The sequence below is a fragment of the Novosphingobium sp. AP12 genome, assembly GCF_000281975.1.
Lineage (GTDB): Bacteria > Pseudomonadota > Alphaproteobacteria > Sphingomonadales > Sphingomonadaceae > Novosphingobium.
Window position 1 is genome coordinate 1 of record NZ_AKKE01000175.1, and the last position, 25,048, is coordinate 25,048.

At 67.2% G+C, this 25,048-nt stretch carries 28 protein-coding genes; 12 read left to right on the plus strand and 16 right to left on the minus strand.

All coding sequences use genetic code 11. From position 1 onward, the window contains the following. Positions 1 to 102: 102 nt before the first annotated feature. On the plus strand, positions 103 to 789 hold the full coding sequence (locus PMI02_RS24880; RefSeq protein ID WP_007688284.1) for a phytanoyl-CoA dioxygenase family protein: 687 nt from the start codon (positions 103 to 105) through the stop codon (positions 787 to 789). 162 nt (positions 790 to 951) lie between these two features. Here PMI02_RS24880 and PMI02_RS24885 read toward each other — a convergent pair whose 3' ends face one another. The 4 genes from PMI02_RS24885 to PMI02_RS24900 are packed head-to-tail and all read right to left on the minus strand — an operon-like array spanning position 952 to position 4,841. Further along, positions 952 to 1,917, minus strand: coding sequence for a TauD/TfdA family dioxygenase (locus tag PMI02_RS24885; RefSeq protein WP_007688286.1), 966 nt, complete (start codon positions 1,915 to 1,917; stop codon positions 952 to 954). Between the two features lie 15 nt (positions 1,918 to 1,932). Beyond that, a complete protein-coding gene (locus PMI02_RS24890) occupies positions 1,933 to 2,823 on the minus strand; it encodes an SDR family NAD(P)-dependent oxidoreductase (RefSeq protein ID WP_007688288.1) in 891 nt (296 codons plus the stop codon). A gap of 24 nt (positions 2,824 to 2,847) precedes the next feature. After that, the gene (locus PMI02_RS24895) at positions 2,848 to 3,924 is read right to left on the minus strand and encodes an LLM class flavin-dependent oxidoreductase (protein WP_007688290.1); all 1,077 of its coding nucleotides are present in this window, start codon (positions 3,922 to 3,924) and stop codon (positions 2,848 to 2,850) included. A 32-nt stretch (positions 3,925 to 3,956) separates the two neighbouring features. Further along, positions 3,957 to 4,841, minus strand: coding sequence for a TauD/TfdA family dioxygenase (locus PMI02_RS24900; RefSeq protein WP_007688292.1), 885 nt, complete (start codon positions 4,839 to 4,841; stop codon positions 3,957 to 3,959). A 216-nt stretch (positions 4,842 to 5,057) separates the two neighbouring features. Here PMI02_RS24900 and PMI02_RS24905 point away from each other — a divergent pair, with 216 nt between their 5' ends. Together PMI02_RS24905 and PMI02_RS24910 are read left to right on the plus strand one after the other, a co-directional pair. After that, entirely contained in the window at positions 5,058 to 5,813 is a 756-nt protein-coding gene (locus PMI02_RS24905) for a TetR/AcrR family transcriptional regulator (protein WP_007688294.1), read from the plus strand. A gap of 82 nt (positions 5,814 to 5,895) precedes the next feature. Continuing rightward, positions 5,896 to 6,255, plus strand: coding sequence for a hypothetical protein (locus PMI02_RS24910; protein WP_007688296.1), 360 nt, complete (start codon positions 5,896 to 5,898; stop codon positions 6,253 to 6,255). An 18-nt stretch (positions 6,256 to 6,273) separates the two neighbouring features. Here PMI02_RS24910 and PMI02_RS24915 read toward each other — a convergent pair whose 3' ends face one another. The 6 genes from PMI02_RS24915 to PMI02_RS24940 all read right to left on the minus strand — a co-directional run bounded on the left by PMI02_RS24915 (position 6,274) and on the right by PMI02_RS24940 (position 11,798). Continuing rightward, complete coding sequence (locus tag PMI02_RS24915; protein ID WP_007688298.1) at positions 6,274 to 7,422, minus strand: 12-oxophytodienoate reductase; 1,149 nt, start codon at positions 7,420 to 7,422, stop codon at positions 6,274 to 6,276. Between the two features lie 26 nt (positions 7,423 to 7,448). Next, on the minus strand, positions 7,449 to 8,006 hold the full coding sequence (locus PMI02_RS24920; RefSeq protein WP_007688299.1) for an NTP transferase domain-containing protein: 558 nt from the start codon (positions 8,004 to 8,006) through the stop codon (positions 7,449 to 7,451). Then, positions 8,003 to 9,022, minus strand: a complete 1,020-nt coding sequence (locus PMI02_RS24925) for an XdhC family protein (RefSeq protein ID WP_007688301.1) — start codon at positions 9,020 to 9,022, stop codon at positions 8,003 to 8,005. The genes PMI02_RS24920 and PMI02_RS24925 overlap by 4 nt, the downstream gene beginning before the upstream one ends. Continuing rightward, positions 9,022 to 9,639 carry a TetR/AcrR family transcriptional regulator gene (locus PMI02_RS24930; RefSeq protein ID WP_007688303.1) on the minus strand — a complete coding sequence of 206 codons (618 nt, stop codon included), beginning with the start codon at positions 9,637 to 9,639 and terminating at the stop codon, positions 9,022 to 9,024. The genes PMI02_RS24925 and PMI02_RS24930 overlap by 1 nt, the downstream gene beginning before the upstream one ends. An 82-nt stretch (positions 9,640 to 9,721) precedes the next feature. Further along, positions 9,722 to 10,387, minus strand: a complete 666-nt coding sequence (locus PMI02_RS24935; protein WP_007688305.1) for a murein L,D-transpeptidase catalytic domain family protein — start codon at positions 10,385 to 10,387, stop codon at positions 9,722 to 9,724. A 166-nt stretch (positions 10,388 to 10,553) separates the two neighbouring features. After that, positions 10,554 to 11,798, minus strand: coding sequence for a polyhydroxyalkanoate depolymerase (locus PMI02_RS24940; protein WP_007688307.1), 1,245 nt, complete (start codon positions 11,796 to 11,798; stop codon positions 10,554 to 10,556). 181 nt (positions 11,799 to 11,979) lie between these two features. Here PMI02_RS24940 and PMI02_RS24945 point away from each other — a divergent pair, with 181 nt between their 5' ends. The 8 genes from PMI02_RS24945 to ribA all read left to right on the plus strand — a co-directional run bounded on the left by PMI02_RS24945 (position 11,980) and on the right by ribA (position 21,218). After that, complete coding sequence (locus PMI02_RS24945) at positions 11,980 to 13,806, plus strand: ABC transporter transmembrane domain-containing protein (protein WP_036505427.1); 1,827 nt, start codon at positions 11,980 to 11,982, stop codon at positions 13,804 to 13,806. 147 nt (positions 13,807 to 13,953) lie between these two features. After that, on the plus strand, positions 13,954 to 16,098 hold the full coding sequence (locus PMI02_RS24950) for a M13 family metallopeptidase (protein WP_007688311.1): 2,145 nt from the start codon (positions 13,954 to 13,956) through the stop codon (positions 16,096 to 16,098). Between the two features lie 110 nt (positions 16,099 to 16,208). After that, a complete protein-coding gene (locus PMI02_RS24955; protein ID WP_007688313.1) occupies positions 16,209 to 17,021 on the plus strand; it encodes an undecaprenyl-diphosphate phosphatase in 813 nt (270 codons plus the stop codon). 3 nt (positions 17,022 to 17,024) lie between these two features. Then, positions 17,025 to 17,819, plus strand: coding sequence for a polyphosphate kinase 2 (gene ppk2 / locus PMI02_RS24960; protein WP_007688315.1), 795 nt, complete (start codon positions 17,025 to 17,027; stop codon positions 17,817 to 17,819). A gap of 153 nt (positions 17,820 to 17,972) precedes the next feature. Next, positions 17,973 to 18,140: a 50S ribosomal protein L33 gene (gene rpmG, locus PMI02_RS24965; protein WP_007688317.1), complete on the plus strand. Its 168-nt coding sequence runs from the start codon at positions 17,973 to 17,975 to the stop codon at positions 18,138 to 18,140. A gap of 42 nt (positions 18,141 to 18,182) precedes the next feature. Next, complete coding sequence (locus PMI02_RS24970; protein ID WP_007688319.1) at positions 18,183 to 18,839, plus strand: outer membrane lipoprotein carrier protein LolA; 657 nt, start codon at positions 18,183 to 18,185, stop codon at positions 18,837 to 18,839. A gap of 520 nt (positions 18,840 to 19,359) precedes the next feature. Then, positions 19,360 to 20,148, plus strand: a complete 789-nt coding sequence (gene xth / locus PMI02_RS24975; protein WP_036505430.1) for an exodeoxyribonuclease III — start codon at positions 19,360 to 19,362, stop codon at positions 20,146 to 20,148. A gap of 2 nt (positions 20,149 to 20,150) precedes the next feature. Next, positions 20,151 to 21,218, plus strand: coding sequence for a GTP cyclohydrolase II (ribA, locus tag PMI02_RS24980; RefSeq protein ID WP_007688322.1), 1,068 nt, complete (start codon positions 20,151 to 20,153; stop codon positions 21,216 to 21,218). A gap of 56 nt (positions 21,219 to 21,274) precedes the next feature. Here the strand turns inward: ribA and PMI02_RS24985 are convergent, their stop codons facing one another. The 6 genes from PMI02_RS24985 to PMI02_RS25010 form a co-directional block, all read right to left on the minus strand. Beyond that, the gene (locus tag PMI02_RS24985) at positions 21,275 to 21,580 is read right to left on the minus strand and encodes a hypothetical protein (RefSeq protein WP_007688324.1); all 306 of its coding nucleotides are present in this window, start codon (positions 21,578 to 21,580) and stop codon (positions 21,275 to 21,277) included. A 68-nt stretch (positions 21,581 to 21,648) separates the two neighbouring features. Next, positions 21,649 to 22,008 (minus strand): hypothetical protein, encoded by a 360-nt coding sequence (locus PMI02_RS24990; protein ID WP_007688326.1) that lies wholly within the window; start codon positions 22,006 to 22,008, stop codon positions 21,649 to 21,651. 63 nt (positions 22,009 to 22,071) lie between these two features. Further along, positions 22,072 to 23,028: a right-handed parallel beta-helix repeat-containing protein gene (locus PMI02_RS24995; RefSeq protein ID WP_007688329.1), complete on the minus strand. Its 957-nt coding sequence runs from the start codon at positions 23,026 to 23,028 to the stop codon at positions 22,072 to 22,074. A gap of 75 nt (positions 23,029 to 23,103) precedes the next feature. After that, a complete protein-coding gene (locus PMI02_RS25000) occupies positions 23,104 to 23,373 on the minus strand; it encodes a hypothetical protein (protein WP_007688331.1) in 270 nt (89 codons plus the stop codon). 3 nt (positions 23,374 to 23,376) lie between these two features. Next, positions 23,377 to 23,577 (minus strand): hypothetical protein, encoded by a 201-nt coding sequence (locus tag PMI02_RS25005; protein ID WP_007688332.1) that lies wholly within the window; start codon positions 23,575 to 23,577, stop codon positions 23,377 to 23,379. Positions 23,578 to 23,584: 7 nt separating this feature from the next. Continuing rightward, positions 23,585 to 24,499, minus strand: a complete 915-nt coding sequence (locus PMI02_RS25010; protein ID WP_007688333.1) for an SPFH domain-containing protein — start codon at positions 24,497 to 24,499, stop codon at positions 23,585 to 23,587. Positions 24,500 to 24,796: 297 nt separating this feature from the next. Here PMI02_RS25010 and PMI02_RS25015 point away from each other — a divergent pair, with 297 nt between their 5' ends. Continuing rightward, a complete protein-coding gene (locus PMI02_RS25015) occupies positions 24,797 to 24,985 on the plus strand; it encodes a DUF465 domain-containing protein (RefSeq protein WP_007688334.1) in 189 nt (62 codons plus the stop codon). Positions 24,986 to 25,048: the final 63 nt, after the last annotated feature.

Here is a 25,048-nt window from a genome sequence, read left to right on the forward strand (position 1 = left end):
GGGGGCGTCCACCCCATCACCCCTTCCGGACGTCTGGCGAGCCTTTGAAGCTGTTCGAACGAAGACATTGCCCCAGTGCGCGGCAAATCGTTAGATGCTGAGATGGAACAGGCAACGGTCATCGATACCCTTAGGTTGAGCAAAGACGGTGCTCAGCATTTCCGTGCAGGCGGGCTGCAATCGCTGCGCGAAATTTCCGCCGCGCTACACGGCCTCCCCACGGAGCGGGCCGGTGTCCGAATCCACGGCATAGAGAAGCTTCGCACCATCGTAGCGGCTCAAGGGGCCATAGGGGCAATCGCGGCGGACTACCTTGGGTCTGATTGCCGCCCCGTCCGTGCGATCCTGTTTGACAAGACCGCAGAAACGAACTGGTCGCTGGCATGGCATCAGGATCGCACTATTTGCGTGCAACGGCGTATCGATGTTGAGGGCTATGGGCCTTGGACGACCAAAGCAGGGATGCAGCATGTTGCCCCGCCGTTCGACCTTTTAACCCGGATGCTTACGCTCAGAGTTCATCTCGATGACGTTTCCGCAGAAAATTCCCCGCTGCTAATCGCTCCCGGTTCGCACCGTGCTGGGCGCGTGCCGGTTGAAGAGTATGGGGATGTCGTCGCTCGATGCGGCACATACGCGTGTCTAGCAGAAGCAGGGGACGTTTGGGCCTACGCGACACCAATTCTACACGCGTCAGAACCCTCGTTTGCTGCCGGTCATCGCCGTGTATTGCAGATCGATTATTCGGCTGATCAACTTCCCGGCGGGTTGAAGTGGCTCGGCATTTAACTGCAATCGCAGCTTCGCTTATCATTGCTCCGCAAAGCCGACAGCCCGCTAGCCACCCCTTTTTGCCGTTCGGCGGTCGTCAAATTTGTGCCTGCGGTCGAGTCTGCCGTCCACGGCATCCGGCGAAGGCTGGGGGCACTTCGATACGGGCGTGTCAGTGCCTCAGTATGTTCGTTCGAGAATCTTGTTGTCGCTCGACGCGCCGCCTTCGAAGTAGCCGAGGCCGTAGTCGCCCTTGATGGTGGTGCGCTGCATGCGGCGGCCGTACTGCGGATCGTGGCCGCTGACGGCGTGGAGCACGCGCCAGTTGTCCCAGATCAGCATGTCGGTGGGCTTCCAGTGGTGCCAGTACGACAGCTCCTTGCCGAGCGCGAAGATCTCGCGGCTGACGGCGTCAAGCAGGGCTTCGCCTTCCGGAGTCTCGTCACCCTCGATGCCCTCGGCCATCCACGGCGAGACGTGGAGCACCTTCTCGCCGGTCTCGCGGGTCCAGACCGCCGGGTGGACGGCGCGCGGGGTGCCCTGAGCGGCTTCCATCACCGCGTCGGCGTGGGGGTTCTCGGACAGGCAGCGGTAGTCCTCGGGGGCGCCGAAGCGGAAGTCCTGCATGATGACGTTCATGCGGTAGAGCACGTTCTGCCCGTCGATCTTCGTGCGCAGTTCGGGAGAGAGGCGCTGGTATAGCTCGATCCCGTCGACGAAGCCGGTGAGGCCGTCCTGGGGCGGGATGTCGAGCGCGCGCAGCACGCCGGCGCGATTGAGCTCGTTGTTGTAGGCATGGTCGAAGTGCCAGGGCAGCCACTGCGTGACCTCGCGCCCGCCGATGGCGATGCGGCCTTCGGGGAAGGGCTTGCAGGTCATGTCGATGACGCCGGGCATGGCATCCTGGTCGACGCGCGGGACTGCCTTGCTGGGGTGGTCCTTCATCGGACCGAACACGTCCGAGAGCGCGACGTGCATCCGGCCGCTGGGCTCCACGTCCTCGAACACGATCATGCCGTGGCGCGTGAACAGCGCGTTGACCTCGTCGCGGACATCGGGCTGCGTGGACTCGTCAAGCGTGATGCCGGCGATGCGCACACCGAAGTCGCGGCCTTCGATGAGCGGGCGGACGTCGAGCTGGGCCATGTTTTTTCTCTCCCGTTACGAATGCACCAGCCGCGCGCCCTCGGGATTGGCCTCGGGCGTGCCATGGCGCGCATGCCATTCGTCTGCCGCATCGTAGCACGCCTCGACAATCCCCGAATAGGTACGCCGGAAGTGCGCGCGCTGGTCGGGATGGTCGAAAACGAAGGGGCGATTTTGGCGCACCGCTTCCAGCACCATCGGGGCGATCGCCTCGGGGGTGTAGAAGTCGTGGTTGTGGGCGACGCTGGAGGCTTCGGTGACTTCCACCCGGCCCTCGCCGGGGCCGCCGAAGCGGGCGGGTCGGTAGCGCGCGTTGTTGTCCTTCATGCCGGTGGCGACGCCGCCCGGGCAGTAGCTGGTGGTGTGGACGTTATGCTCGGCCAGCTCGAGGCCGAGGTTCATCATCAAGCCGATGATCCCGGCCTTGGCGGCGGAGTAGGGTGCGTGGATCGGGATCCAGCCCGGCAGCAGCCCCGCCATCGACGCGGTGGCGCAGACGTGGCCCTGCTTCTGAGCGATCATGTCCGGCAGGAAGGCGCGGGTGGTGTTCATGACGCCGTGGAGGTTGACCTGGAGGATCCAGTCGACATCGTCGTCGCTCATCTCCACCAGCGGGTCGAACGAGGTGGCGCCGGCATTGGCGAACAGCAGCTGGACCGGCCCGAACGCGGCATCGACCGCTTCCTTCATGGCGCGGATCGAGGTGCGGTCGCACACGTCGCAGGTGACCGCGATCGCCTCGCCGCCCTCAGCGCGGATGGCGGCGGCGACCCGCTCGGCATTGTCCGCCATGATGTCGGCCACCGCGACGCGGGCGCCCTGGCGGGCCAGCTCCTTCGCCAGCCCCATGCCGATGCCGCTACCCCCGCCGGTGACGACGGCGGTGCGTGCCGAAATCTGGGTCATGTGTCTTCTCCCTCGCGACGCAGACTACGCCATCACCGGCTCTTCCGCCTTCAGCAGCGGCATGACCTTGTCGGCAAAGAGTTTCATCTGTTCGTACACATCCTCGTAGGGCATGCCGCCGAAGCTGAAGTTGGCGATGATCTCGTAGTCGCCGACCATCGACTTGCGCATGAGGTGCTTTTCGTAAAGCTCCTCGGGCGTGCCGATGAGGTTGCCGCCGACGTAGTCCTTGTACGCCTTGTCCGGCCCGCCGCGCGCGGCCGCCATGTCGCCCATGTAGGCGTAGGTGGCGTAGCTGGGCAGTTCCTTGAAGTGCGGGCTCATGAACTCGTAATGGTTGGCGACCTGCTGGAACTGCGCGGCGAAATACTTGTCGGTATAGTCGGTCACCTTGGCGCGGTCGGCGAAGCAGACCATGAAGTCCGAGATGATGAACGGCGGCGCGGCCTTGCCGTGGAGCGCCTTGAAGGTATCGCGGTACTTGTCGATCTCAGGCATCGCCGAGGCCCAGTCGCCCTGGCTGAAGCGCAGCGCTTTCAGGCCGAGTTCGGCAGCCACCTCGCACGATCCGGGCGACATCGAGACCATCACGCAGCGATCGCGGGTGAAGCCCTCGGGCCGGGGGCGGATCTCGGCGCGCGGCTGCTTGTACCACTTGCCGTCGGCCTCGACGATCCCGGTTTCCAGGCCATCGAGGATGATCTGCGCGGCCTCGTCGAACATCTCGCGGCTGTCCGACAGGCTTTTGCCGAACTTGTCGAACTCGCGCCGGGCGGCGCCGCGCCCCATGCCGAGGTAGAGGCGGCCCTCACAGAGCGCATCGAGCATCGCCACCTTCTCGACCACACGCAGCGGGTCGTTCCATGGCAGGATGACGGCGGCGGGCATCAGCTTGATGGTCTTGGTCTTCGCCGCCACCCAGCTCAGCGCCTGGAGCGGGTCGGGGCAGGCGGCGTAGTCGGTGAAGTGGTGTTCGACCATCGCTGCGAAGTCAAAGCCCATCGCCTCGGCCTCGACCGCCAGCTGAGTCTCCTTGCGGAAAAATTCGTAGTCGGGCAGTCCGTGAAGGTTCTGGTAGCCCAGGTGTACGCCGACCTGCATCGTTCTCTCTCCTCGTCGTCGTAGGTATTGATTTACGCTACCGCTTCGGCGGCCTGCTTAGGCGCCGTCACCGGCTCTTCGCCGTTGAGGGTGCAGCGGTGAAATTCCCGCTTGCTGCCCGCCTCGAAGGGCATGGCGCGGTGCATGCAGCCGGTGTTGTCCCAGATCGCGAGATCGCCGGGCTGCCACTTGTGGCGGTAGGTGTACTTGTCCTGGGTCGCGTGGGCCATCAGCCGCTGCAGGAGGTCGTGGCTCTCCGCCGCATGCATGCCCTCCACCCATGCGCCCGAAGTGCTCAGCACCAGCGAGCGGCGACCCGACTTGTGCTGCCACACCAGCGGATGGACGCGCTGCGGATAGCTCGACCACACAGCGAATTCCTCCGGCGTGCAGTCGCGCTTGGCCGGGAACAGGGCGGCCTGCATGGTGTGGACGACACGCAGGGTGGCGAGCCGCTCCTGCTCGTCCTTGGGCAGGTCCTCGTAGGCGGCGTAAGTGCTGGCGAACATCGTGTCGCCGCCCTCCTGCGAGAGCCGCGTCGGCGTGAACAGCGTCGCGAAGGGGGGCACCGGTTCGTAAGTGCCGTCCATGTGCCAGAGCAGGTTGCCGAACAGGAACCGCGCGTATTCGGGGTTCACCTTGGGATCGAGGCTGACCTTGAGCACACCCTCCTCGCCCTCGTTGAGCACCTTTCCGTCCGCTGCCCGTTTCGCCGAGCCGATCCTGAGGTCCCCCAGCGAGCGGGCCACGGTGCGCAGTTCCTCGTCGCTGAGGTTAAGCCCCCGGAACACTAGAGCGCCGCGCGTGACCAGCAATTTACGGATTTCGGCTGCGTGAGCACCACCGAGCAACGCGGCCTTGTCCAGCTTAACCTCGGACCCGATCCTCGGCGTCAAATCGACCGACGTCAGTGCCATCGTCATCCACTCCCGAACAGTCGGCCCGGCCTCGCTTAACCGCGAAGTCCTGTTCCCGTATGTTACCTTGATCGTTTCATTAGCATCGATTCGACGCCTCGTCACGTGCTAAATTCCGCCGCCTTGCGCAATATGTAGCCGCATGCGTTTCAAATCCCCGTTGCCGGGTTTCGATCGCGCCGCTAATGTCGGGGCCGAGCCGATGAAAGGACCACGGTGCCCGACAGAGATCCTTCAGACACCGTCCGCCGCCGTCCGGGCAGGCCGTCTCTCAGCAACGAGGAACTGCTCGACAAGGCGCTCGACCTGTTCCTCGAGAAAGGGTTCGCGGGCACCAGCATCGACGCAATCTGCGCCGCCGCCGGCATGGCGAAGCGCACCGTCTATGCCCGGTACGGCGACAAGGAGGCGCTGTTCAAGGCGGCGCTCGACCGCGCGATCGAGGACTGGCTGGTCCCGGTCGAGGTCCTGCGCGCGCAAGAAGGCACCGATTTCGAGGCCAGCCTCGTGCGCATCGGCGCCATCCTCGTGGAGAACGTGCTGGGCCCCGCCGGCCTGCGCCTGCTGCGCCTCACCAACGCCGAGAGCGTGACGATGCCCGAGATCGCGATAGAGAACGTGCGCCTCGGCACCGAACCGACGTTGCGCTACCTCGCCGACCTGTTCCGCCGCCATCTCGGAGCGCCCGGCGGGGACTTCGCCGAGGCCGAGGACGCCGCGCAGGCCTTCCTGGCCCTCGTTGTTGGCGGCCCGGCCAGCAACGCCGCCTGGGGCATGCACCTCGACCCCGCACTTATCGAGCGCCACACCCGCTACTCGGTCCGCCTTTTCCTCCACGGCGTCACCGACCGCGTGCCGGTCGCTCCGCAAGGCGAGAGCGGTGAACTGCGCCGATTGCTCCGCGAGGCGGAGGATGGCCTCGCGCTGGCCCGGCAGAAGGTGGAGCAGGCGGCGCGGGCGGTGCGGGACTGAGGAATCGCGCCTGCCTCGAACACCTGCCTTCTGTCATTCTCCTCCTGACTGGGGCATGGGCGGGGCTGGTCTGGAGAAAGCAATGAGTGATCCGTCGAAGGCGTGGGATGGTGACCTGGTGCGCAAATGGCTGGAGCGCCGGTTCGAAGTGTCGAAACTGGATCAGGCGGCAGCGGACAGGCGCGGGTACGAGGCGCAGGACGACTACGACAAGGCGGCCGCCGAGGAATGGGTTTGCCGCTCCCTGAAGGGGGCGGACTGCACCAACGAGCAGGCCGCGTTCGCCAGGCGCCTCAAGGAACTGATCGCCTTGGACGACTACCGGGCAACGGGCGTCAACGACGATGCCAAGTTCGAACGGCATCTTCGCGGTTATCTCAGGAAGCTGGCGAAGATGACCAAGGCGAACGAGGGCTTCGAGAAGATGCTGCGGTATCAGTGACGCCGAAAGGGGCGTCCTTCACTTCACATGCGCCATCAGCGCATCGTCGAGGGCCTTGGGGCTGAACGGTTTGAGGTGGTCGAAGCGGCCGGCGCGAACCAGCTTCGGCCAGTCCGGCTCGGCGATCATGGCGCGGCCGACGGCGACGAGGTCGAAGTCACCCCTGTCGAACCGGCGCATGAGGTCGTCGAGACGGGCGAGGTCAAGGCCCGATTCCAGCCCTTCGCCAAGGTTGGTGAAGAAATCGCTGTCGAGGCCGACCGAGCCGATCGTGCAGGTTGGAACGCCCGTCACCTTTTTGACCCAGCCGGCGAAGTTGAGGTCGGACCCATCCTCGAAACCCGGATCCCAGAAGCGGCGCTGCGAGCAGTCGATGAGGTCGACGCCCGCCTCGACCACGGGGGCGAGCAGTTCTTCCAATTCCTGCGGCGTATCGGCGAGGCGCGCGGCGTAGTCGACCATCTTCCACTGTGAGAGGCGCAGGATCAGCGGCATGCCGGGCTCCAGTTCGGCGCGGCAGGCGGCGATCACCTCGGCGGCGAAGCGGCCGCGGGCGCGCGGGCTGCCGCCGTAGCGGTCGGTGCGGTGGTTGAGCGCCTTCCACAGAAACTGGTCGATCAGGTAGCCGTGGGCGCCGTGCAGCTCGACGCCGTCGAAGCCCAGGTCCACCGCCTTCGCCGCGCCGCGTGCGTAGGCCGCGATCACCTCGCCGATCTGGTCCTGAGTCATGCCGTCGCAGACGCGGCTGGCGGGGTCGATGTAGCCCGAGGGGCTGATCTGGCCGAGTTCGGCGCGGTAGGTCAGCGGCCCGCCGGTGAGCACGTCCGGCCCGCGATAGATCAGGCCGACGTGCCACAGTTCCGGCACGCAAAGCGCGCCCGCAGCGCGGACCTTGGCGGCGACGTTGCGCCAGCCGTCGAAAGCGTCCTCGCCGTGGAAGCGGCCGAGCAGCGGGTTGTCGCCGGAGGAAGGGTGGTCGATGTAGACGCCCTCGGTGACGACGAGGCTGGCCCCGCCCTCCGCGCGCCGGGCGTAGTACCGCGCGGCTTCCTCGCCCGGCACGCCGCCCTCGCAGACCTGCAGGCCCATCGGCGGAAACACGATGCGATTGGGCAGGGTGTGCCGGCCAAGCCGGAACGGGGTGAACAGCGCACCGAGGTCGGTCATATCCGGTCTCTTCCGGGCCGTGCCGCTTACGCCTTCTTCAGGTCCTCGGGCCGGTCCACGTCGAAGTGTATGGCCGGATCTGAACACTCGTCAAACACGACATCGCTGTGGCGGCGCAGCAGGCGGCCGGCGCCCTCGTCGCCGGTGAGTGCCGGGATATCGGCGAAGGCGCGGGCGGAAAGCAGCACCGGATGGCCGGGCTTTCCTTCGTGGCGGGGCATGGCTGCGTAGGCGGGGCCGATCGCGGCGGCGAGCCGGGCGGCGAGGCCATGCGGAATGCGCGGCATGTCGCCGAGGAACACGAAGGCGCCAGAGGCATCTCCGGCGGCCGCGATGCCGGCCTTGAGAGTGTCGGACAGCGCGGTGCTTGCGAGTCGGACGACCTCGACGGGCGGAGTTCCCTGCCAGTCGCCGGTTTCAAGGTCGGGGCGGGCGACGACCAGCACCCTAGCCACCGGCGCGGCGCGGGCGGCGCGGATGGCGTGGAACAGCAACGGCTCGGCGTCGAGCGAGGCGGAGAGCTTGTCGCCGCCAAAGCGAGTGGCGCGGCCCGCCGCCAGCACCACGGCGACAAGCTCGGTCAAGCGCGCTCCCGCGCCGGGTTCAGCGCCTGCATGATCTCGGCGATGATGCCGGTCGCGACTTCCCACGGCGACTTGCCGAGGCCCGGAACGCCGGGCGACAGATGCAGCCGCGAGAGCTCCTCGGGCGTCGCACCGACCGCTTCCAGTGCGGCGATACGCTCGGGCGCGCGCGACCTGGCGCCGATCATGCCGACGTAGCCCGCATGGCCGCGCAGTGCGGCGAGGCAGCCGCCGAGGTCGTGGTGATCCTCATGCGTGGCGCCGAGATAGGCGGTCCAGCGGTCGACCTTGAGCCGAGCGAGCGCTTCGGAAGGTTCCTCGCGAAGATATTGCGACACCGGGAAGGGCGGCGGGGCGTGAGGACCGCCGGGACGCAGCAGGATCGTCTCGAACTGCGCCATTGATCCGAGGCTTGCGGCGGCGAGTGCGCCGGGATCGCCGCCCGAGACGATCAACCGGCGCGGTGGGTCGTAGCGGCGGGCGATGCGGAAGGGCTCGTCGGTCAGTGCCAGCAGCGGGCCGGTGTCTTCGGTGACGGCTTGCGTTTCGCCGTCACTGACCCAGGTGCAGGAGCGGCGCTCGGCGGCGTGGCGGAGCAGGGCGGCGACGGCGGGCGAATCGGGCGTGACACGCTCGAGCAGCACATGGAGCGCGCCGCCGCAGCGCAGGCGCAGGTCGATCCATGGGCTGCCCATGCCGTAGTGCAGGCGCCGGGGCTGGCCGTCGGCGAGGACCTGGGCGGCGTGGTTGGCGACGTCGCCCTCGATGCAGTCGCCCGAAAAGTAGCCCGTCGCCGCGACGCTGCCGTGCTCGCTCGGCGTGAACAGCATCTGCGCGCCGGGGCCGCGCGGAGCACTGCCGGCGACCTTGTAGAGCGTCGCCAGCGCGGCGGGGCGCCCGGCGGCGACGGCTTCGCCCAGCGCTGGGCGGATATCGTCGACCCAGCCGAAGGCAGGCCAGTCGGCTCCCTCGATCTCGCCGGTGGGGGCCGCGATTTGGTCGGCCAGAGTGGTCATCAAGCCTCTTCGGTGCGGCGCTCGACGGTGTCGCCGATGAGCGGGGCGATCACCAGCCGGTGCAGGATGTTGGCGACATCCTCGGGCGACTGGATGGGGGCCGGGGTCTCGCCGTCCTGCGCCAGCCACCAGGCGAGGATGTCGAACGTGGAGCCGGTGCCGTGGATCACGCCGAGGTCGGAGGGCAGCCAGTTGTTCTGGGAGACCGCGCCGTCGACCAGTCCGCGCGCCTGGCGGATGAATTCGTCACGCACCAGCGCGGCGGCGCCGCCATTGAGAAGCGCAGACCACAGCATCGCGTGGTCCGAGACGTGGGCACAGAGGGCCAGCGTCGATTCGTAGCTGTTGCTTTCGTAGAGAATGGGGATCGTGCGGGCGAGCAGGTCCGCGATCTCGGCCGAGGCGACGTCGGCCAGCAGCGCTTCCTTGGTGGGATAGTGCCGGAAGAACGTGGCGTATCCGGTGCCCGCCCGCGCGGTGATCTCGCGGATGGTGAGCTGGTCGAAGGACTTTTCCTCGAGCAGCGCCAGCAGCGCGGCGGTCAGCGCATTGCGCGATCGCACTTGGCGCGCATCGGTCGGGGCATCGCGTTTGAGGCCGTTCAGGCTGGTTTCCATGATCCACGCTGTATCATTGAGGCGGGCCGGTGTCTAACCGGCCCGAGGGAAAGGTTGGCAGTGCGAAAGATGGAGCGGTACTTTAGCTCTGGCCGATCCGGTCGGCGAACAGCAGGCGTCCGCCGGACAGATGCCAGAGGGCCTCGTTGAAATCGGAGTTGCTCATGGCGAAACAGCCTTCGCTGCGGCCGAGCTTGCCCCACTTCTCCACGATGGTTGGGTCGACGTACCAGGCCGGGTGCATGACGATCGCGCGGGGGAGCGCCATCGAATTGTCCTGGTCCAGTCCGACGAGGCGTATCGAAGTGCCGTACTTGCCCTTGTACCACTCGGCGGTGAGGTAGGCCCCGCGCGAGGTCGCCTCCGAGCCGGGGACGTTGGAGAAGCTCTGCAGCCAGCCGCTGTGGGCGGGGTCCGATCCGCGCCCGTGGGCGACGAGGAACGAGCGCACGGTGCCGTTCTCGAGATTGGCGAAGTGGAGGCGCGGCTGCGACGAGGGCTGCGCGAAGTCGACGATGCCGACCACGTCCGCCCGCCAGAGCTGCCCGCGCACGCGCTGCGACTGGCGCGCTGCGACTTCGAGAACGCGGCGCTGGTAGGGGATGAGCCCGTCGGCCATGGCCGGAGTGGTGGAGATGCCGGCGGGGAAAGTGGCGGAGAGCGTGGAGGCGGCGGCGTCGCCGGTTTCCGCGGCGTCCTCCGCCGCGAAGGCGCGTGCCGGCAGGGCGAGGCCAAGCCCCGCTACCAAACTACCCTTAAGTACTTTCCGTCGAGAATGCGCCCGATCCATAGTTGCACTTATAACACAATCGATCGCGTCGATCCACCGTTTCATCGTCAGCACCGGCGCAAGGATGGAGCGGTTCGGCGCATTGCCGGGCAGCGCCCCCGGCTAGGCCGGGGGCGATCCGGGTTCAGGCGACCACCTTCAGCGGCTTGCGGCTGTGCTGGGCCATCCAATCTTCCAGCACCGGGGCGATTCGGGTGCGCCACTTGCTGCCGTTGAAGATGCCGTAGTGGCCCACTTCCTCGGCGAGGTAGTACTTCTTACGGCTGTCGGGCAGGTGGCTGGCGAGGTGCAGCGCGGCGCGGGTCTGGCCGATGCCCGAGATGTCGTCGCGCTCGCCCTCGATCGCCAGCAACGCCGTGTCGCGGATGCCCGATAGGTCGATGACCTCGCCCCGGTGGACGAACTCACCCTTGGGCAGCGAGTGGTTCTGGAACACGTGCTCGATGGTCTGGAGATAGAATTCGGCGGTCATGTCGCAGACGGAGCGGTACTCGTCGTAGAACGCCTTGGTCGAGTCCGCGCTGTCGCCGTCGCCCGCGACGAGGTGCTTGAACATGGCGTAATGGCTCATCATGTGCGCCTTGAGATTCATCGCCATGAAGCCGGAGAGCTGCAGGAAGCCCGGATAGACCTTGCGGCCCGCGCCGGGATAAGTGTGCGGCACCGTGGCGATCACGTTACCCGCAAACCATGAAAGCGGCTGCTGCGTCGCGACGTCGTTGACGCTGGTGGGCGCCTCGCGCGTGTCGATCGGGCCGCCCATCATGGTCAGCGTCGCGGGGCGGCAGGGGTGCTCTTTGGCACCCATGATCGCGGTCGCGGCATAGGCGGGGACAGAAGGCTGGCACACCGCAAGAACGTGCGTGCCCGGGCCGATGTGCTCGAGGAAGCCGACTAGGTAGTCGATATAGTCGTCGAGGTCGAAGCTGCCCTCGCTCGCCGGGACCAGCTTGGCATCGGCCCAGTCGGTGATGAAGACCTCGCTGCTCTCGACCATGCGGGCGACGGTACCGCGCAGCAGTGTCGCGTAGTGGCCGCTCATCGGCGCCACGATCAGCAGCTTGGGAGCGCCCTTGGGCAGGCCCGGATGCGCGAAGCGCAGCAGGTTGCCGAAGGGGCGGTGAAGCACGATCGATTCGGTGACCGGGTGGATCTTGCCGCCGACCGTCACTGCCTCGATGTCGAACGAAGGCTTGCCGCGCGGCGAGGCTGCGTGCGCGAACACGTCAAGCGCCGAGGCCATGATCGGGCCAAGGCCGAAATAACCCATGGGAAGCTTGGGGTTGCTGAGCAGTTCCGAGCCGACCGACGCCCAGGCGGCGGCGCCGCTGAGCATGGTGCGCTGCAGTTCGTAGGCGTTGTAAAGCAAGTCGAGTCTCCTGGCCGACGCTGGCCTTGATCGGGTTCTTAGCCCATGATCTGGGCATTAGGAGTTAATGGTGCAACGCGGAAATTACGAAATCCGCTAGGTGTTTTTCGCGGCCAGGAACCGGTTCGTCTCGAATCACCGGCTCTTTTCCTCGGCCTCGTGAGGCTGTAAGGGCGCGCGGATGGATGGGACGCAGGGCAATTCGACAGCGCCGCAAGGCACTCCAGACGAACCGGCCGCGCGCCGCAGGAGCCTCGGCCCCTTGCGCATGGTCTGGCGCGAGATGCTCAAGTATCCGGGGTGGATGGCCACTGCCGGTCTGGCGCTGCTGACCACCGCCACCTCGACCTTGGCGATCCCCTTCGGCTTCCGCCAGATCATCGACCAGGGCTTTGCGAAAGGCGCCGATCCCCACGCGATCCGCTGGTGGTTCGTGATGCTGCTGGGCGTGGTGGTGGTTCTTGCCGTCGCAACCGCGATCCGGTTCTATTCCGTGTCGTGGCTGGGCGAGCGCGTTGTCGCCGACATCCGCCTGAGGGTTCAGCGCCACCTGCTGACGCTGGCGCCGGGCTTCTTCGAGGAGAACAGCCCCAAGGAAATCTCCTCGCGCATGACCTCGGACACGGCGATCATCGAGCAGATCGTCGGCACCACGGTCTCGGTCGCGCTGCGCAACGCGATCATGGCGATCGGCGGGGTGATCTACCTCTTCGCTTTGGCCCCGGGGCTGACGGCTGGGCTCATCATCGCGATCCCGCTGGTGATCCTGCCGATCGCCGCCTTCGGCCGCCGCCTGCGCGCCGTCTCGCGCTCGAGCCAGGACCGCGTCGCCGACATCGGCGCGCTGACCGCCGAAGTGCTCGGCGCGCTGAAGGTCGTCCAGGCCTTCAACCAGGAAGGCCGCGAGCACCAGCGTTTCGCCGCCGCCGTCGAGCGCACGTTCGACACCGGCAAGCGGCGCATCACCATCCGCGCGATCATGACCGCGGTGATCATGTTCCTGATCTTCGGGTCGATCACCGTCATCATGTGGCGCGGTGCGATCGGCGTCGCGGAAGGGACCATCACCGGAGGCACGATCGCCGCCTTCGTCGTCACCGCCGGCATCGTCGCGGGCGCGTTCGGCTCGCTGACCGAAGTCTACGGCGACCTCGTACGCGGCGCGGGTGCGGCCAGCCGCCTTGCCGAACTGCTGGAGGAGCGCCCCGCCATCGCCGCGCCGGCGCGCGCGCTGGACCTGCCCGCCCCGCCGCGCGGCAAGCTGGCGTTCGAGCGCGTGACCTTCCGCTACCCCTCGCGCCCCGAGCTGCCAGCGCTGCACGACTTCAGCCTGGCGATCGAGCCGGGCGAGACGGTCGCCATCGTCGGCCCCTCGGGCGCGGGCAAGTCGACGCTGTTCCAGCTGGCCGAGCGGTTCTACGATCCCCAGGGCGGCGCCATCAAGATCGACGGCGTCCCGCTCGCCTCGGCCGACCCGGCGCAGGTGCGCGCACGCATCGCGCTGGTGCCGCAGGAGGGCGTGCTGTTCGCCGCCTCCGCCCGCGACAACCTGCGCTACGGCAACTGGCAGGCCGACGACGAGGCGATCTGGCAGGCGGCGCGCGCCGCCAACGCCGAGACGTTCCTACGCGCGCTGCCGCAGGGTCTAGACACCTTCCTCGGAGAGGACGGCGGGCGCCTGTCCGGCGGCCAGCGCCAGCGCATCGCCATCGCCCGCGCCCTGCTGCGCAACGCCCCGATCCTGCTGCTCGACGAGGCCACCAGCGCGCTGGATGCCGAAAGCGAGCGGCTGGTGCAGGACGCGCTCGACCACCTCATGGCCGACCGCACGACGCTGGTCATCGCCCACCGCCTGGCCACCGTGCGCCAGGCCGACCGGATCGTCGTCATGGACGGCGGCCGCATCGTCGAGCAGGGCACCCACGACAGCCTGAGCCGGGCCGGCGGGCTCTATGCGCGGCTCGCCTCGCTGCAATTCGACAGTCCGCCGGTCATCCCGCTGGGCTGAGGGACTTTGCGCCGACGCACCGGCGCCGGCCATCCCGCCCATTTTCGGCTGGCATTGCGCGATGTTGCAATTATGTTGCGCGCCATCCGGGGGCATTCGATCCCCGCTGAAATTCCTGTCGCACACTCTTTTTTAAAAGGTCAGGACATGCCCCGCTTCTCCGGCAAGGCGCTCGCATCGCGCGCCGCTGTTTCCCTTCTCGCCCTGAGTCTCGCCGCGCCCGCCCTCGCGCAGGAGGCCGCCCCGGCCGCGCCCTCGCTCGCGCCTTCGGCCGACTGGGGCAAGTTCGGCGTCCAGACCCAGTGGATCGATCCTTCGGTCAAGCCGGGCGACGACTTCGACGCCTACGTCAACGGGACTTGGAACAAGACCGTCGAACTCCCCGCCGACCGTACCCGCTGGGGCTCGTTCCTCGAACTGAACGACCTGTCGGAAACGCGCGTCCACGCGATCATGGATGGCCTCGTCGCCTCCAATCCCGCGCCCGGCACCGACGGCGCGCGCATCGCCGCCGCGTACAAGGCGTTCATGGACACCGATGCGATCAACGCGGCCGGCCTCGCCCCCGCACGCCCGTACCTCGACAAGATCTACGCTGCGAAGACCCCGGCGGACCTCGCCCGCCTGTTCGGGCAGCCCGGCTTCGCCTCGCCGATCGGCCTCTATGTAGATGCCGACGAGAAGAAGAGCGACACTTACGCGCTCAATGCCAGCATCACCGGTCTGGGCCTGCCCGACCGCGACTACTATCTGAAGACCGACGAGCGTTCGCGGGACATCCGCGAGAAGTACAAGGCCTACCTCGCCTTCGTGCTCGGCAAGGCGGGCTACGAGGACCCGCAGCAGGCTGCGCGCGCCGTGCTCTCGCTGGAAACCTGGGTCGCGCAGTCAGACTGGGACCGCGCCGGCGCGCGCAACCGCGACCTGACCTACAACAGGCTGACCGTCGCCGAGTTCGAGGCAATGGGCTCGCCCGGCGTGGTGCGGGCCTTCATCGACTCGGTCGGCGCCAGCAAGGCCAGCTATGTGCTGGTCGGCGAGATGCCGCCCTCGGAAGAAGAACTGAAGACTGCCCGCATCGACGCCGCCAAGGCGCAGACGCTGTTCGGCCCCGGCATGCCCGAAGTCGTCAAGCTGATCGACACCGTGCCCGTCGCCACCTGGCAGGCGTGGATGGCCGCGCACTTCCTCAAGGACAACGCCGCCGTCCTGCCCTCCGACATCGACCAGGCGACCTTCGCGTTCTACGGCCAGGCCCTTAGCGGCCAGCCGGAGCAGCGCGCCCGCTGGAAGCGCGGCATCGCCGCAGTCGAGGGCATGGCCGGTGAACTTGTCGGCAAGATCTACGCCGCCAAGTACTTCCCGCCCGAGCAGAAGGCGGCGATGACCGACCTCGTCGCCAACTTGCGCAAGGCGATGGCGTCCAACCTCAAGGAACTCGCCTGGATGAGCCCGGCGACCCGCGCCGAGGCCGAGGCCAAGCTCGATGCCTTCACGCCCAAGATCGGCGCGCCCGACACCTTCAAGACCTACGACGGGCTGACGTTCTCGGCGACGGCGCCGCTCGGCAACGTCATCGCCGCCGGGGCCTGGCAGTCGGCCTTCGACATGAACCGCATCGGCCAGCCGGTGGACCGCGCCGAGTGGGGTATGCTGCCCGAGACGGTCAACGCCTACTACAACCCGACCTTCAATGAGATCGTCTTCCCCGCCGCGATCCTGCAGCCGCCGTTCTTCAACCTCTCGGCCGACCCTGCGGTCAACTACGGCGGCATCGGCGCGGTGATCGGCCACGAGATGGGCCACGGCTTCGACGACCAGGGTGCCAAGTCCGATGGCACCGGCAACCTGCGCGACTGGTGGACGCCCGCCGACAAGGCCGCGTTCGAGAAGATGCAGGACACGCTCGCCGCGCAGTACGACGCGCTCTGTCCATTCGACGCGGGCAAGACCTGCGTCAACGGCCGCCTCACCATGGGCGAGAACATCGGCGACCTCGGCGGCCTCAGCCTCGCCTACCGCGCCTACAAGCTCTCGCTGAACGGCAAGGAAGCCCCGGTGATCGACGGCTTCACCGGCGACCAGCGCTTCTTCATGGGCTGGGCGCAGGTCTGGCGCTCGAAGGTCCGCGAGGCGCAGGCGCGCCAGTACCTCATTACCGACCCGCACTCGCCGCCGCAGTACCGTGTCAACGGCATCGTCCGGAACTTCGACGAGTGGTACAAGGCGTTCGGCGTCAAGCCGGGCGAGAAACTGTACCTCGCGCCGAAGGACCGTCTGCGGATCTGGTGATCTCTTCATCCCCCTCTTCGGAACGAGGAGGGGGAGTTGACGGCCAAATTCCCGCGTTGCGCCATCCACTGGCTTGACTTGGCCGCGCCATCCGGCATGACCTCGTGCCGATGGACCTGACCTTCACCGCGATCCTCCTCGGCATTGTCGAGGGCCTCACCGAGTTCCTGCCGGTCTCGTCGACCGGGCACCTCATCCTCGCAACACGGCTGTTCGGCTACGATTCGAGCCAGTGGGCGACGTTCAACATCGTCATCCAGCTCGGCGCGATCTTGGCCGTGATCGTGCAGTTCTGGCGCACGTTCTGGGCCGTGGGCATGGGGCTGCTCAAGCTCAACCCGACCTCGATCCGCTTCGTGCGCAACGTGCTGCTGGCCTTCATCCCTTCGGCGATCCTGGGCCTGCTGCTCAACAACTGGATCGAAGGGCTGCTGGGCGAGCCCTCGGTGGTCGCCTGGGCGCTGATCGTCGGCGGCATCGCCATCCTCGGCATCGAGAAGATCAGCAAGCCCGGCCCGCTGACCGGCGTCGCCGAACTGCCCGCGAAGCAGTGCGTGGGCGTCGGACTGGCGCAGTGCCTGGCGATGGTGCCGGGCGTCAGCCGCTCGGGCGCGACAATCATGGGAGCGCTGGCGATGGGCATCGAACGGCGCACGGCAGCCGAATTCAGCTTCTTCCTCGCCGTCCCCACGATGGTCGGAGCGACCACCCTCGAACTCATCAAGCACGGCAGCGAACTGTCGGGCGGCACCGGGCCGGTTGGCTGGAACGAGATCGCGATCGGCTTCTTCGTGTCCTTCGTGGTGGCGTTGGTGGTGATCAAGGCGTTCATGGCCTTCGTCAGCAAGTCTGGCTTCGCGCCCTTCGCGTGGTACCGCATCGTCGCCGGCATCGTCGCTCTCGTTCTTTTGGCAAGGGTCTGAGCGATGGGCAGCGGTCACCACGACAAGCTTGGCCGCAAGGACTACGAGAAGCTGCTCGAGCCGATGGAGGAGGAACTCGTCGGCATGGCGCGCTGGGCTCAGAAGACCGGCGCGCGGATCGTCGTCCTGTTCGAGGGGCGCGACACCGCTGGCAAGGGCGGTGCGATCAAGGCGCTGTCGAGCGAACTCAACCCCCGCCAGTGCCGCACGGTGGCGCTTGCCGCCCCGAGCGAGCGCGAGCAGGGGCAGTGGTATTTCCAGCGCTACGTCCCGCATCTACCCGCCAAGGGCGAGATCGTCCTGTTCGACCGCTCGTGGTACAACCGCGCCGGAGTGGAGAAGGTGATGGGCTATGCCAGCGAAGCGCAGGTGGATGCATTCCTGCGCCACGCCCCCATCTTCGAGCATGCGCTCGTCGAGGACGGCGTCCTGCTGTTCAAGTACTGGCTCTCCTGCGACCAGGAGAAGCAGGAGGAGCGGCTGGCTGAACGCGCCGAGGACCCGCTCAAGCGCTGGAAGCTCTCGCCCATCGACATCGCCGCGCGCGGCAAGTACGCCGACTATACCAAGGCCCGCGAGGCGATGTTGGCGGCAACGCATACGACCCATGCGCCCTGGACGCTGGTGGACTTCAACGACCAGCGCCGGGGCCGACTCACTCTGATTCGCGACTTCCTTGACCGGTTGCCCGACACCGCCTGCGACGCGCCCGAACTCGACCTGCCGCCGCTCGGAGGAAAGCTTCGCCGCGAGAAATTCGGCGTTCTCAAGCCCATCGAGCCGTTTTTCGAGACCTGACGGGCCGCCGAATCGATGGCTCGCGCTTGACTTTGCGGGCTCGATCCAGCAAGGGGCGCACCTTACGGGGCGGCGCGTTGGTGTCGCCCTTGTGGTATTGTCGTAACGCCGGCCTGCCAGGGCGGCTGAAACTTAGAGAGTACAGGAACCGCCATGGCGAAGCCCGCAACCGTCAAGATCCGTCTGGTCTCGACCGCCGACACCGGATTTTTCTACGTCACGAAGAAGAACCCGCGGAACACCACCGAGAAGATGAGCTTCTCCAAGTACGATCCCGTCGTGCGCAAGCACGTCGAGTTTAAGGAAGCCAAGATCAAGTAAGGTTCACGGTCGGTTCAAGGCTGTGAACCCAATGGGGATGCCATGAACCGTACCATCAAGACCTTTCGATCCTGCGTAGGCGCGGCCGCTTTGGCCGCGCTTTCCGTTCCAGCCCTCCTTCCGGCTGCTCCCGCGCTCGCCGCCTCTCCCGAGGACGCCAAGCAGTTGGACCAAGCCGTCGAGGCGCTGCGCGCCATCGACACCCTGAAGGCGGACTTCGTCCAGACCGACCGCTCCGGCCAGGCCGTGCGCGGCGTCCTGACGCTCAAGCGCCCGGGCCGCATCCGTTTCCAGTACGAGAAGAGCGCCAACATGCTCATCGTCGGTGACGGCAAGGCGCTCACCCTGATCGACTATGACGTGCGCCAGGTGCAGCGCTGGCCGATCAGCAACAGCCCGCTCGGCGCGCTGCTCGACCCGAAGCGCGACGTCGCGAAGTTCGGCAAGGTCCTGCAGACCGGCAACCCCAACGTCACCAGCATCGAGGTCCGCGACCGCACCCATCCCGAGTACGGCGTCATCACCCTCATCTTCCAGCGCAAGGCCTCCGCACCGGGCGGGCTGGAGCTGACCTACTGGGTCGCGCTCGATTCGCAGAACAAGCGCACCACCATCGCGCTTTCGAACCAGCGCTACGGTGTGCCGGTCACCGATGCGGATTTCCGTTGGAACGATCCGCGCCCGAAAACGCGCCGCTGAGGCGGTCGTCGATGGCGCGGAACGGCTCGTCGATGGTTGTGCGTGCCTAGCGACAAACCGCGACAGTTTTCTGAACTTCGTTCACTTGCCAGCAAGGCGATCGCACCTACATTGAACTTGTCAGAGCGGCTTTGAGGCGGGTTTTCCCCCCTGTTGCCCGCGCCTCCTGAGTGGTCGCTTTGATGCTAGCGTGACGAACGCTTACAGGAACCCTCGAGCCTCTGCCCCCGGCTCGAGGGTTTTCTGTTTGGGTGGCCGGCTTTTGGCCCATTCCGGCTGCGAACGGCCGCCTTCTGCGCTTCCGGTGCTCACGTACTGAAGTACGCTCCGCTCCGGTTCTCGAAGACAGCCATTCTCGCTCCGGGCTGAAGCAAAATCCGACCATCCAAAACGTCGCTCACGGTTAAGCCCGAGCTTGCTCCGGGAGGGGGACCATCCGCAGGATGGTGGAGGGGCACCCTCGCATTACGCGGCCCCCACCCTCTGGCATTTCGCCACGCCCATGCCTAAAGCCAGCGCCATGAAGATCGCCACCTGGAACATCAACTCCGTCCGCCTGCGCATCGACCAGGTCGAGCGCCTCCTGGCCGAGCAGGCGCCCGACGTGCTGTGCCTGCAGGAGATCAAGGTCGCCGAACCCCTTTTCCCGCACGAAATGTTCGAGCGGCTGGGTTACACCCACCGCGCCATCCACGGCCAGAAAGGCTACCACGGCGTCGCCACCGTCTCGAAGGTGCCGTTCCGCGACTTCTCGAAGCACGACTGGCAGGATAACGGCGAGGCCCGCCACATCGGCGTGGAACTGCTCGGCCCGGGCCAGGGCATGATCCTGGAGAACGTCTACATCCCCGCCGGTGGCGACGTCGCCGACCGCGAGGTGAACCCCAAGTTCGGCCAGAAGCTCGACTTCCTCGAACGCATGACCCGCTGGGCCGACAAGATAGACCGCCCGACGCTGATCGTAGGCGACTTCAACATCGCCCCGCTCGAATCGGACGTCTACAACCACAAGGCGCTGCTCAAGGTCGTCAGCCACACCCCACTCGAGGTCGAGACGCTGAAGCGCTTCCAGGACGCGCACGGGTGGGAGGACATGGGCCGCAAGTTCATTCCCGCGCCCGAGCGCAACTACTCCTGGTGGTCCTACCGCAGCTACTGGCGCGAGAAGGACCAGGGCCGCCGCCTCGACCACATGTGGGCCTCGCCCGAGCTGTCCGCGCAGGCGCGGGGGCACCATTTCGTCGAGGAAACGCGCCGCTGGGAACAGCCGAGCGACCATATCCCGCTGATCACGGAGCTCGATCTCTGAGCATGGGCCTGCCCTCGGCCGGTGCCCGCCGCGTGGCGCTGGCGCTCGACGCCCTGCGGCACGGCTGGCCGGTGCGCGTCGCGAGCGGCGATGTGCTGCTGCCGGCGGAAACCGCTTTCGCGCCGGGTGTCGTCGCGCCCCGGATGCTGATCTCGGCGGCGCGCGCGGTGACGCTCAAGCTCGCCAACCAGCGCGAGGCCGCCGTGCCCGAGGCCCCGGTGCTGATCCGCGCCGCCGAGCCCTTCGACCTCGACACCGCCCGCGCCGTCGCCGATCCGGCACTAGACTTGGCATGGCCGATGAAGGGGCCGTTCGCCGCCCAACATATCGACGATCTCGGCTCTGCGCGAACTGCGATGGAACTGGCCCGGCTTGCCGGCATCCTCCCGGCCTTCCTCGTCGCGCCGGAAACCCAGGGCGAGGTACAGGGAGTTTCCCCCGCCGATCTGGCCGAATGGAAGGATACGCGCCGCCTGCGCATCGCCAGCCGGGCGCACCTGCCGGTCGCGGCGGCGGAAAATGCCGAGATCGTCGCCTTCCGCGCGCTCGACGACCTGCGCGAGCATGTCGCGCTCGTCATCGGCACGCAGGACGGCGACCGGCCGCCGCTGGTGCGCCTCCATTCCGAATGCCTCACCGGCGACATCCTCGGCAGCCTCAAGTGCGACTGCGGCCCGCAGCTCGACGCGGCGCTGCGCGCGATGGCCGAGGAGGCCGGGCAGGGCGGCTGGGGCGTGCTGCTCTATCTGCGGCAGGAGGGACGCGGCATCGGCCTCGTCAACAAGCTGCGGGCCTACCGGCTGCAGGACCTGGGCTACGACACCGTGGACGCCAACAACCGCCTCGGCCTGCCGACCGAGGCGCGCGATTTCCCGGTCGCGGCGCGGATGTTGGAACTGCTGGGCGTCTCGCGGATCCGGCTGATGACCAACAACCCGGCCAAGGTTGCCGCGCTTCGGGAGGTCGGCGTCGAGGTGATCGAGCGGGTGCCCCACCAGCTGCCGGCGAACCCGCACAACGCGCGCTATCTCGACACCAAGCGGGACCGGACCGGCCACCTGCTCGGCTGAGGGGGAGCCGGGACGCAGGCGATGTCCGGCGAACCCAGCGGTCCGGCCCCGCGCGGTCAGGGCACCATCATGATCATGATCCCGACTACGCAGACCGCGATGGCGGCGAACAGCGCGCCGATGGCGATGTCCTTCGCCGAGAAGCGGTCGTGGTGGTCCTTGCGATAGGCGCGGTACTGCTCGGCGATCGCGGGATCGCTGGCGAGCAGCCCCACGTCGAGCGGCCCGGCGACACTCTTGAACCAGTGCTTAAGCATGCCGAGTTCGCGCTCGGAGAGGTCGGGGTAGCGGGCCAGCAGCATCGCGGCTTCGGCGCGGCCGTCGGCATCGGCGCCTGACGCGCCGGTGGATTGGGTAGCCATGGAAAAATCGTCCTGAAAACGGGAATGGTCGAGGCGCGCAGGATCGCGCGCCTCAGGTCGGGACCGGTTCAGGCGATGGGCGGTGCGGTGCTGTCGGGGAGGCGCGCCGGGTGGCTGCGCGGAGGAGGGCCGCGCGCCTCGGGGCGCAGATGCGATGGCTGGGCGAGTACGAAACGCGGGAGCGCGGCCACGTCCTGCTCCGCCGTGGCGACCGGCGGGATAGGCAGGGGCTGCGCGGGCGCAACCTGCTGGCCCTGCGTCCGGCGCGCGGTGGCGAGCGCCACGTCGAGCGTCGCTGCGCTGAACGCGGAACCCTGCATCCGCTCCAGTGGCGCGCGGATCGGCTCCGCCGCCTGCAGGCCGATCGCGGCGAGCAGGAGCAGGGACCAGATATGCATGCGCGCAAACAAGGCGGGGGCGAAAGCCATCAGCGCTGAGCTAGGGATCGGGGGCGGCGGTGGCAAGGGCGGGGTGGGCCCGCCCCTTCGCCCTCAGCGCTTCTCGTAGCGGACCAGTCCGGCGCCGATGGTGTTGGTGCCCAGCTTCACCGCGTCGCCCGACCAGTCGGCGACGAAGGCGCTGCGGCGCTCGATGCCGGGGGCGAAGCGGGCGTCGTTGCTCTCGATCACGAGGCCCCCCGAGGTGTGGTTGCGGTGCTCTGCGGCGACGGCGATGAAGGCGGAGTAATTCTCCTTGTCGCGCCCCTGCACGAACCAGTTGCCCGAGATCTCGCCAGTGGCGCCGTCGCTGAGGTCGATCATGTAGTTGGTGGCGCGGCCGCGCGAATCGTCGAAGCTGCAGTTGAGGATCGCCACCTTCTCGGCGCGGGTCTTGGCATAGTGGCCGCCGGTGCCCGCCTCGAAGCGGCTGCGCGTCACGGTCAGCGCGCCGTAGTTGCCGATGTAGATCGAGTGCGCGCAGCCCGACCCTTCGCAGGTGCCGAGCCGGGTGAAGGTCGACTTGTCGATGGTGATGGTGCTGGCCGGATCGTCGGCCGAGAGGATGCCCTGTTCGCTGTCGCGGAACCAGCTCTGGCCCACCGACAGGTTGCCATGTTCGAGCCGGATGCCAGCGCCGTTCTTGTCGTCGACGCGGATGTTGGCGAAGACGAGGCCTTCCACCTTCGCCGAGCGACCGCGCAGCACCAGCGCGCCCTTGCCTTCGCAGGCGACGCCGTCGAGCACCGACTGGCCGGGGACGGCAGCCTGGTAGGTCACATCGCCCGAACCCTGCACCGCGCAGTCGGCGAAGCGCATCGAGGCGAAGCGGATGGTGCCGCGTCCCTCGCCTATGGCGTCGACTGCGTCCTGCAGGCGGCTGTAGGTGCGCCCGCTCTCGACCACGGTATAGGGCGCCTCCGCAGGAGCGCCCTGGGCCAGCGTGGATGCGGGAGGGACGGCGGCAAGGAGTGCGGCCGAGGCGAAGGCGAGTCGGGAAAGCCGGGTCATTCTGGCAAGTTAGCGCGGGTTACGGCCCAAGTGGTAAACGCTTCGGCAGCGTCCCGCGCAGGGACACTCGCCGTCCTATTCCTTCTCGCCCCAGCGCCATTTCCAGCCGCCGCGCGTGCGCCTGGCGGCGATGAGCGCGAACAGGCCGGTAACGAGAAGGAACAGCACGAAGGCCGCCGTTCGCTCGCCGCCGTGGCCGGCCTTGTCAAGCAAGCCGATGCCGCCGAGCGCGGCGACGTAGCTGGCGATCAGCAACCAGCCCTGCCGGTTGAGGGGCAGACCGGCGCCGTATCCGTAGCGCTTGGGTGCAAACCAGGCGCCTTTTTCATTGATCTTGTGGAGCATCGATCAATCCTCCTTGGGTGGCCGTCCCCGCCGCGCGGGCTCGCCGCTCTCCGGTTTTACCCCGCGCCGGGCGAGCGCCTCGCGCAGGAGCACTTCCACTTGCGCATTGACCGAGCGGAAGTCGGCCGCCGCCGTCCGTTCCAGCGCCTGATACAGCGCCGGGTCGAGACGGAGCGCGAAAGCCTTCTTGCCGGGGCTCGCCATAAGCGCCTTACGAGTAGAGCGTGCCGGCGTTGACGACCGGTTGGGCCTCCCGCTCGCCGCATAGCACGACCATGAGGTTCGAGACCATCGACGCTCGGCGCTCGTCGTCGAGTTCGACCACGTTCTTTTCCGAGAGCTGGGCCAGCGCCATCTCGACCATCGAGACCGCGCCTTCCACCAGCTTGCGCCGCGCGGCGATCACCGCCTCGGCCTGCTGGCGGCGGAGCATGGCGCCGGCTATCTCGGGTGCATAGGCGAGGTGGGTAAGGCCGCATTCGTCGACCGTCAGGCCCGCGACCTGCAGGCGTTCGATCAGTTCGGTGCGCAGTTCGGCGTTTACCTGCGTGTGGCTCCCGCGAAGCGTGATCTCGGTATCCTCGACGTCGTCGTAGGCGTAGCGCGAGCCGATCGAGCGGACGGCGGATTCGATCTGCACGTTCACGAAGGCGCGGTAGTCGTCGACGTCGTAGAGCGCCTGCGCGGTGTCGAACACGCGCCAGACGACCTGCGTGGCGATTTCGATCGGATTGCCGCGCAGGTCGTTGACCTTTAGCTTTTCCGACACGACGTTGTTGGCGCGCACCGAAATCTTGGTCTTGCCCATCCACGGCCAGACCCAGCGCAGCCCGGCGGTCCGGTCGGTGCCGCGGTAGCTCCCGAACAGGGTGATGGCGGCCGCCTGGTTGGGCTGGATCATGTAGAAGCCGGCGGCGATCAGCACCTGCACGATAACGGCGGGCAGCAGGAAAACCAGCACCGCCACGATCGTACCGGGCGCCGGGTCATCGCTCGACGCCAGACTGACGACGGCGGCGACGATCGCCACCAGCAGCACCAGGAACACGACGAGCATGACATAGCCGCTACGGGTAGAGGCAGCGCTCTCCCGGCTGGTGTTGATGGGCAGATGCGAATCGGACATCGGCGAGACCCCTCTCGAAAAGTGATATCACTTTAATATCATTCGGCGAGGCGGCGTCAACATCCGTCGTCACCCGGCCTGGCTCCATCTTGAAACCGGACCGATTCTGCCGTATCTAGGTGATGCGGGCCGGGCCCCTCTGGCGCGGCGCAGGATCATCTTGCGCCTCGTGATGTCGGACCGCATCGGGTAAAACCGGTGCAGGTTCCAGACGTAGACGCCACTGGCATTGATTCGTTACGCAACCTGCTTCCGGCTCATCCGATCGAACCAACTCAAGTTCGATAGGGATTTGAAATGACCGACCGCATGTTCCGCCTGCTCGAGCGTTACCAGAAGCTCGACACCCTGATCCAGCGAGCCAGGACCCGGCGTATCGTCGATCCGCTGGAAATCGCCTGGCTGAGAAAACGGAAACTCGAACTGAGAGCGCGCCTCGCCTCGCTGCTGCCTTCGCAGCAGTGGGCCGGCACCCGCGGGCTCTGATTTCGTAACCTGACGGCCGGCGTGCCGAGGTTCGGCCTCGCGCGCCGGCGCATCCGTTTTCCC

Excerpts from the sequence above, each read along its gene's own strand:
- PMI02_RS24880 (WP_007688284.1), top strand. The coding sequence starts at position 103 with ATGGAACAGGCAACGGTCATCGATACCCTTAGGTTGAGCAAAGACGGT.
- PMI02_RS24885 (WP_007688286.1), bottom strand. The coding sequence starts at position 1,917 with ATGGCCCAGCTCGACGTCCGCCCGCTCATCGAAGGCCGCGACTTCGGT.
- PMI02_RS24890 (WP_007688288.1), bottom strand. The coding sequence starts at position 2,823 with ATGACCCAGATTTCGGCACGCACCGCCGTCGTCACCGGCGGGGGTAGC.
- PMI02_RS24895 (WP_007688290.1), bottom strand. The coding sequence starts at position 3,924 with ATGCAGGTCGGCGTACACCTGGGCTACCAGAACCTTCACGGACTGCCC.
- PMI02_RS24900 (WP_007688292.1), bottom strand. The coding sequence starts at position 4,841 with ATGGCACTGACGTCGGTCGATTTGACGCCGAGGATCGGGTCCGAGGTT.
- PMI02_RS24910 (WP_007688296.1), top strand. The coding sequence starts at position 5,896 with ATGAGTGATCCGTCGAAGGCGTGGGATGGTGACCTGGTGCGCAAATGG.
- PMI02_RS24915 (WP_007688298.1), bottom strand. The coding sequence starts at position 7,422 with ATGACCGACCTCGGTGCGCTGTTCACCCCGTTCCGGCTTGGCCGGCAC.
- PMI02_RS24925 (WP_007688301.1), bottom strand. The coding sequence starts at position 9,022 with ATGACCACTCTGGCCGACCAAATCGCGGCCCCCACCGGCGAGATCGAG.
- PMI02_RS24930 (WP_007688303.1), bottom strand. The coding sequence starts at position 9,639 with ATGGAAACCAGCCTGAACGGCCTCAAACGCGATGCCCCGACCGATGCG.
- PMI02_RS24945 (WP_036505427.1), top strand. The coding sequence starts at position 11,980 with ATGGATGGGACGCAGGGCAATTCGACAGCGCCGCAAGGCACTCCAGAC.
- PMI02_RS24950 (WP_007688311.1), top strand. The coding sequence starts at position 13,954 with ATGCCCCGCTTCTCCGGCAAGGCGCTCGCATCGCGCGCCGCTGTTTCC.
- PMI02_RS24955 (WP_007688313.1), top strand. The coding sequence starts at position 16,209 with ATGGACCTGACCTTCACCGCGATCCTCCTCGGCATTGTCGAGGGCCTC.
- ppk2 (WP_007688315.1), top strand. The coding sequence starts at position 17,025 with ATGGGCAGCGGTCACCACGACAAGCTTGGCCGCAAGGACTACGAGAAG.
- rpmG (WP_007688317.1), top strand. The coding sequence starts at position 17,973 with ATGGCGAAGCCCGCAACCGTCAAGATCCGTCTGGTCTCGACCGCCGAC.
- PMI02_RS24970 (WP_007688319.1), top strand. The coding sequence starts at position 18,183 with ATGAACCGTACCATCAAGACCTTTCGATCCTGCGTAGGCGCGGCCGCT.
- xth (WP_036505430.1), top strand. The coding sequence starts at position 19,360 with ATGAAGATCGCCACCTGGAACATCAACTCCGTCCGCCTGCGCATCGAC.
- ribA (WP_007688322.1), top strand. The coding sequence starts at position 20,151 with ATGGGCCTGCCCTCGGCCGGTGCCCGCCGCGTGGCGCTGGCGCTCGAC.
- PMI02_RS24985 (WP_007688324.1), bottom strand. The coding sequence starts at position 21,580 with ATGGCTACCCAATCCACCGGCGCGTCAGGCGCCGATGCCGACGGCCGC.
- PMI02_RS24990 (WP_007688326.1), bottom strand. The coding sequence starts at position 22,008 with ATGGCTTTCGCCCCCGCCTTGTTTGCGCGCATGCATATCTGGTCCCTG.
- PMI02_RS24995 (WP_007688329.1), bottom strand. The coding sequence starts at position 23,028 with ATGACCCGGCTTTCCCGACTCGCCTTCGCCTCGGCCGCACTCCTTGCC.
- PMI02_RS25000 (WP_007688331.1), bottom strand. The coding sequence starts at position 23,373 with ATGCTCCACAAGATCAATGAAAAAGGCGCCTGGTTTGCACCCAAGCGC.
- PMI02_RS25005 (WP_007688332.1), bottom strand. The coding sequence starts at position 23,577 with ATGGCGAGCCCCGGCAAGAAGGCTTTCGCGCTCCGTCTCGACCCGGCG.
- PMI02_RS25010 (WP_007688333.1), bottom strand. The coding sequence starts at position 24,499 with ATGTCCGATTCGCATCTGCCCATCAACACCAGCCGGGAGAGCGCTGCC.
- PMI02_RS25015 (WP_007688334.1), top strand. The coding sequence starts at position 24,797 with ATGACCGACCGCATGTTCCGCCTGCTCGAGCGTTACCAGAAGCTCGAC.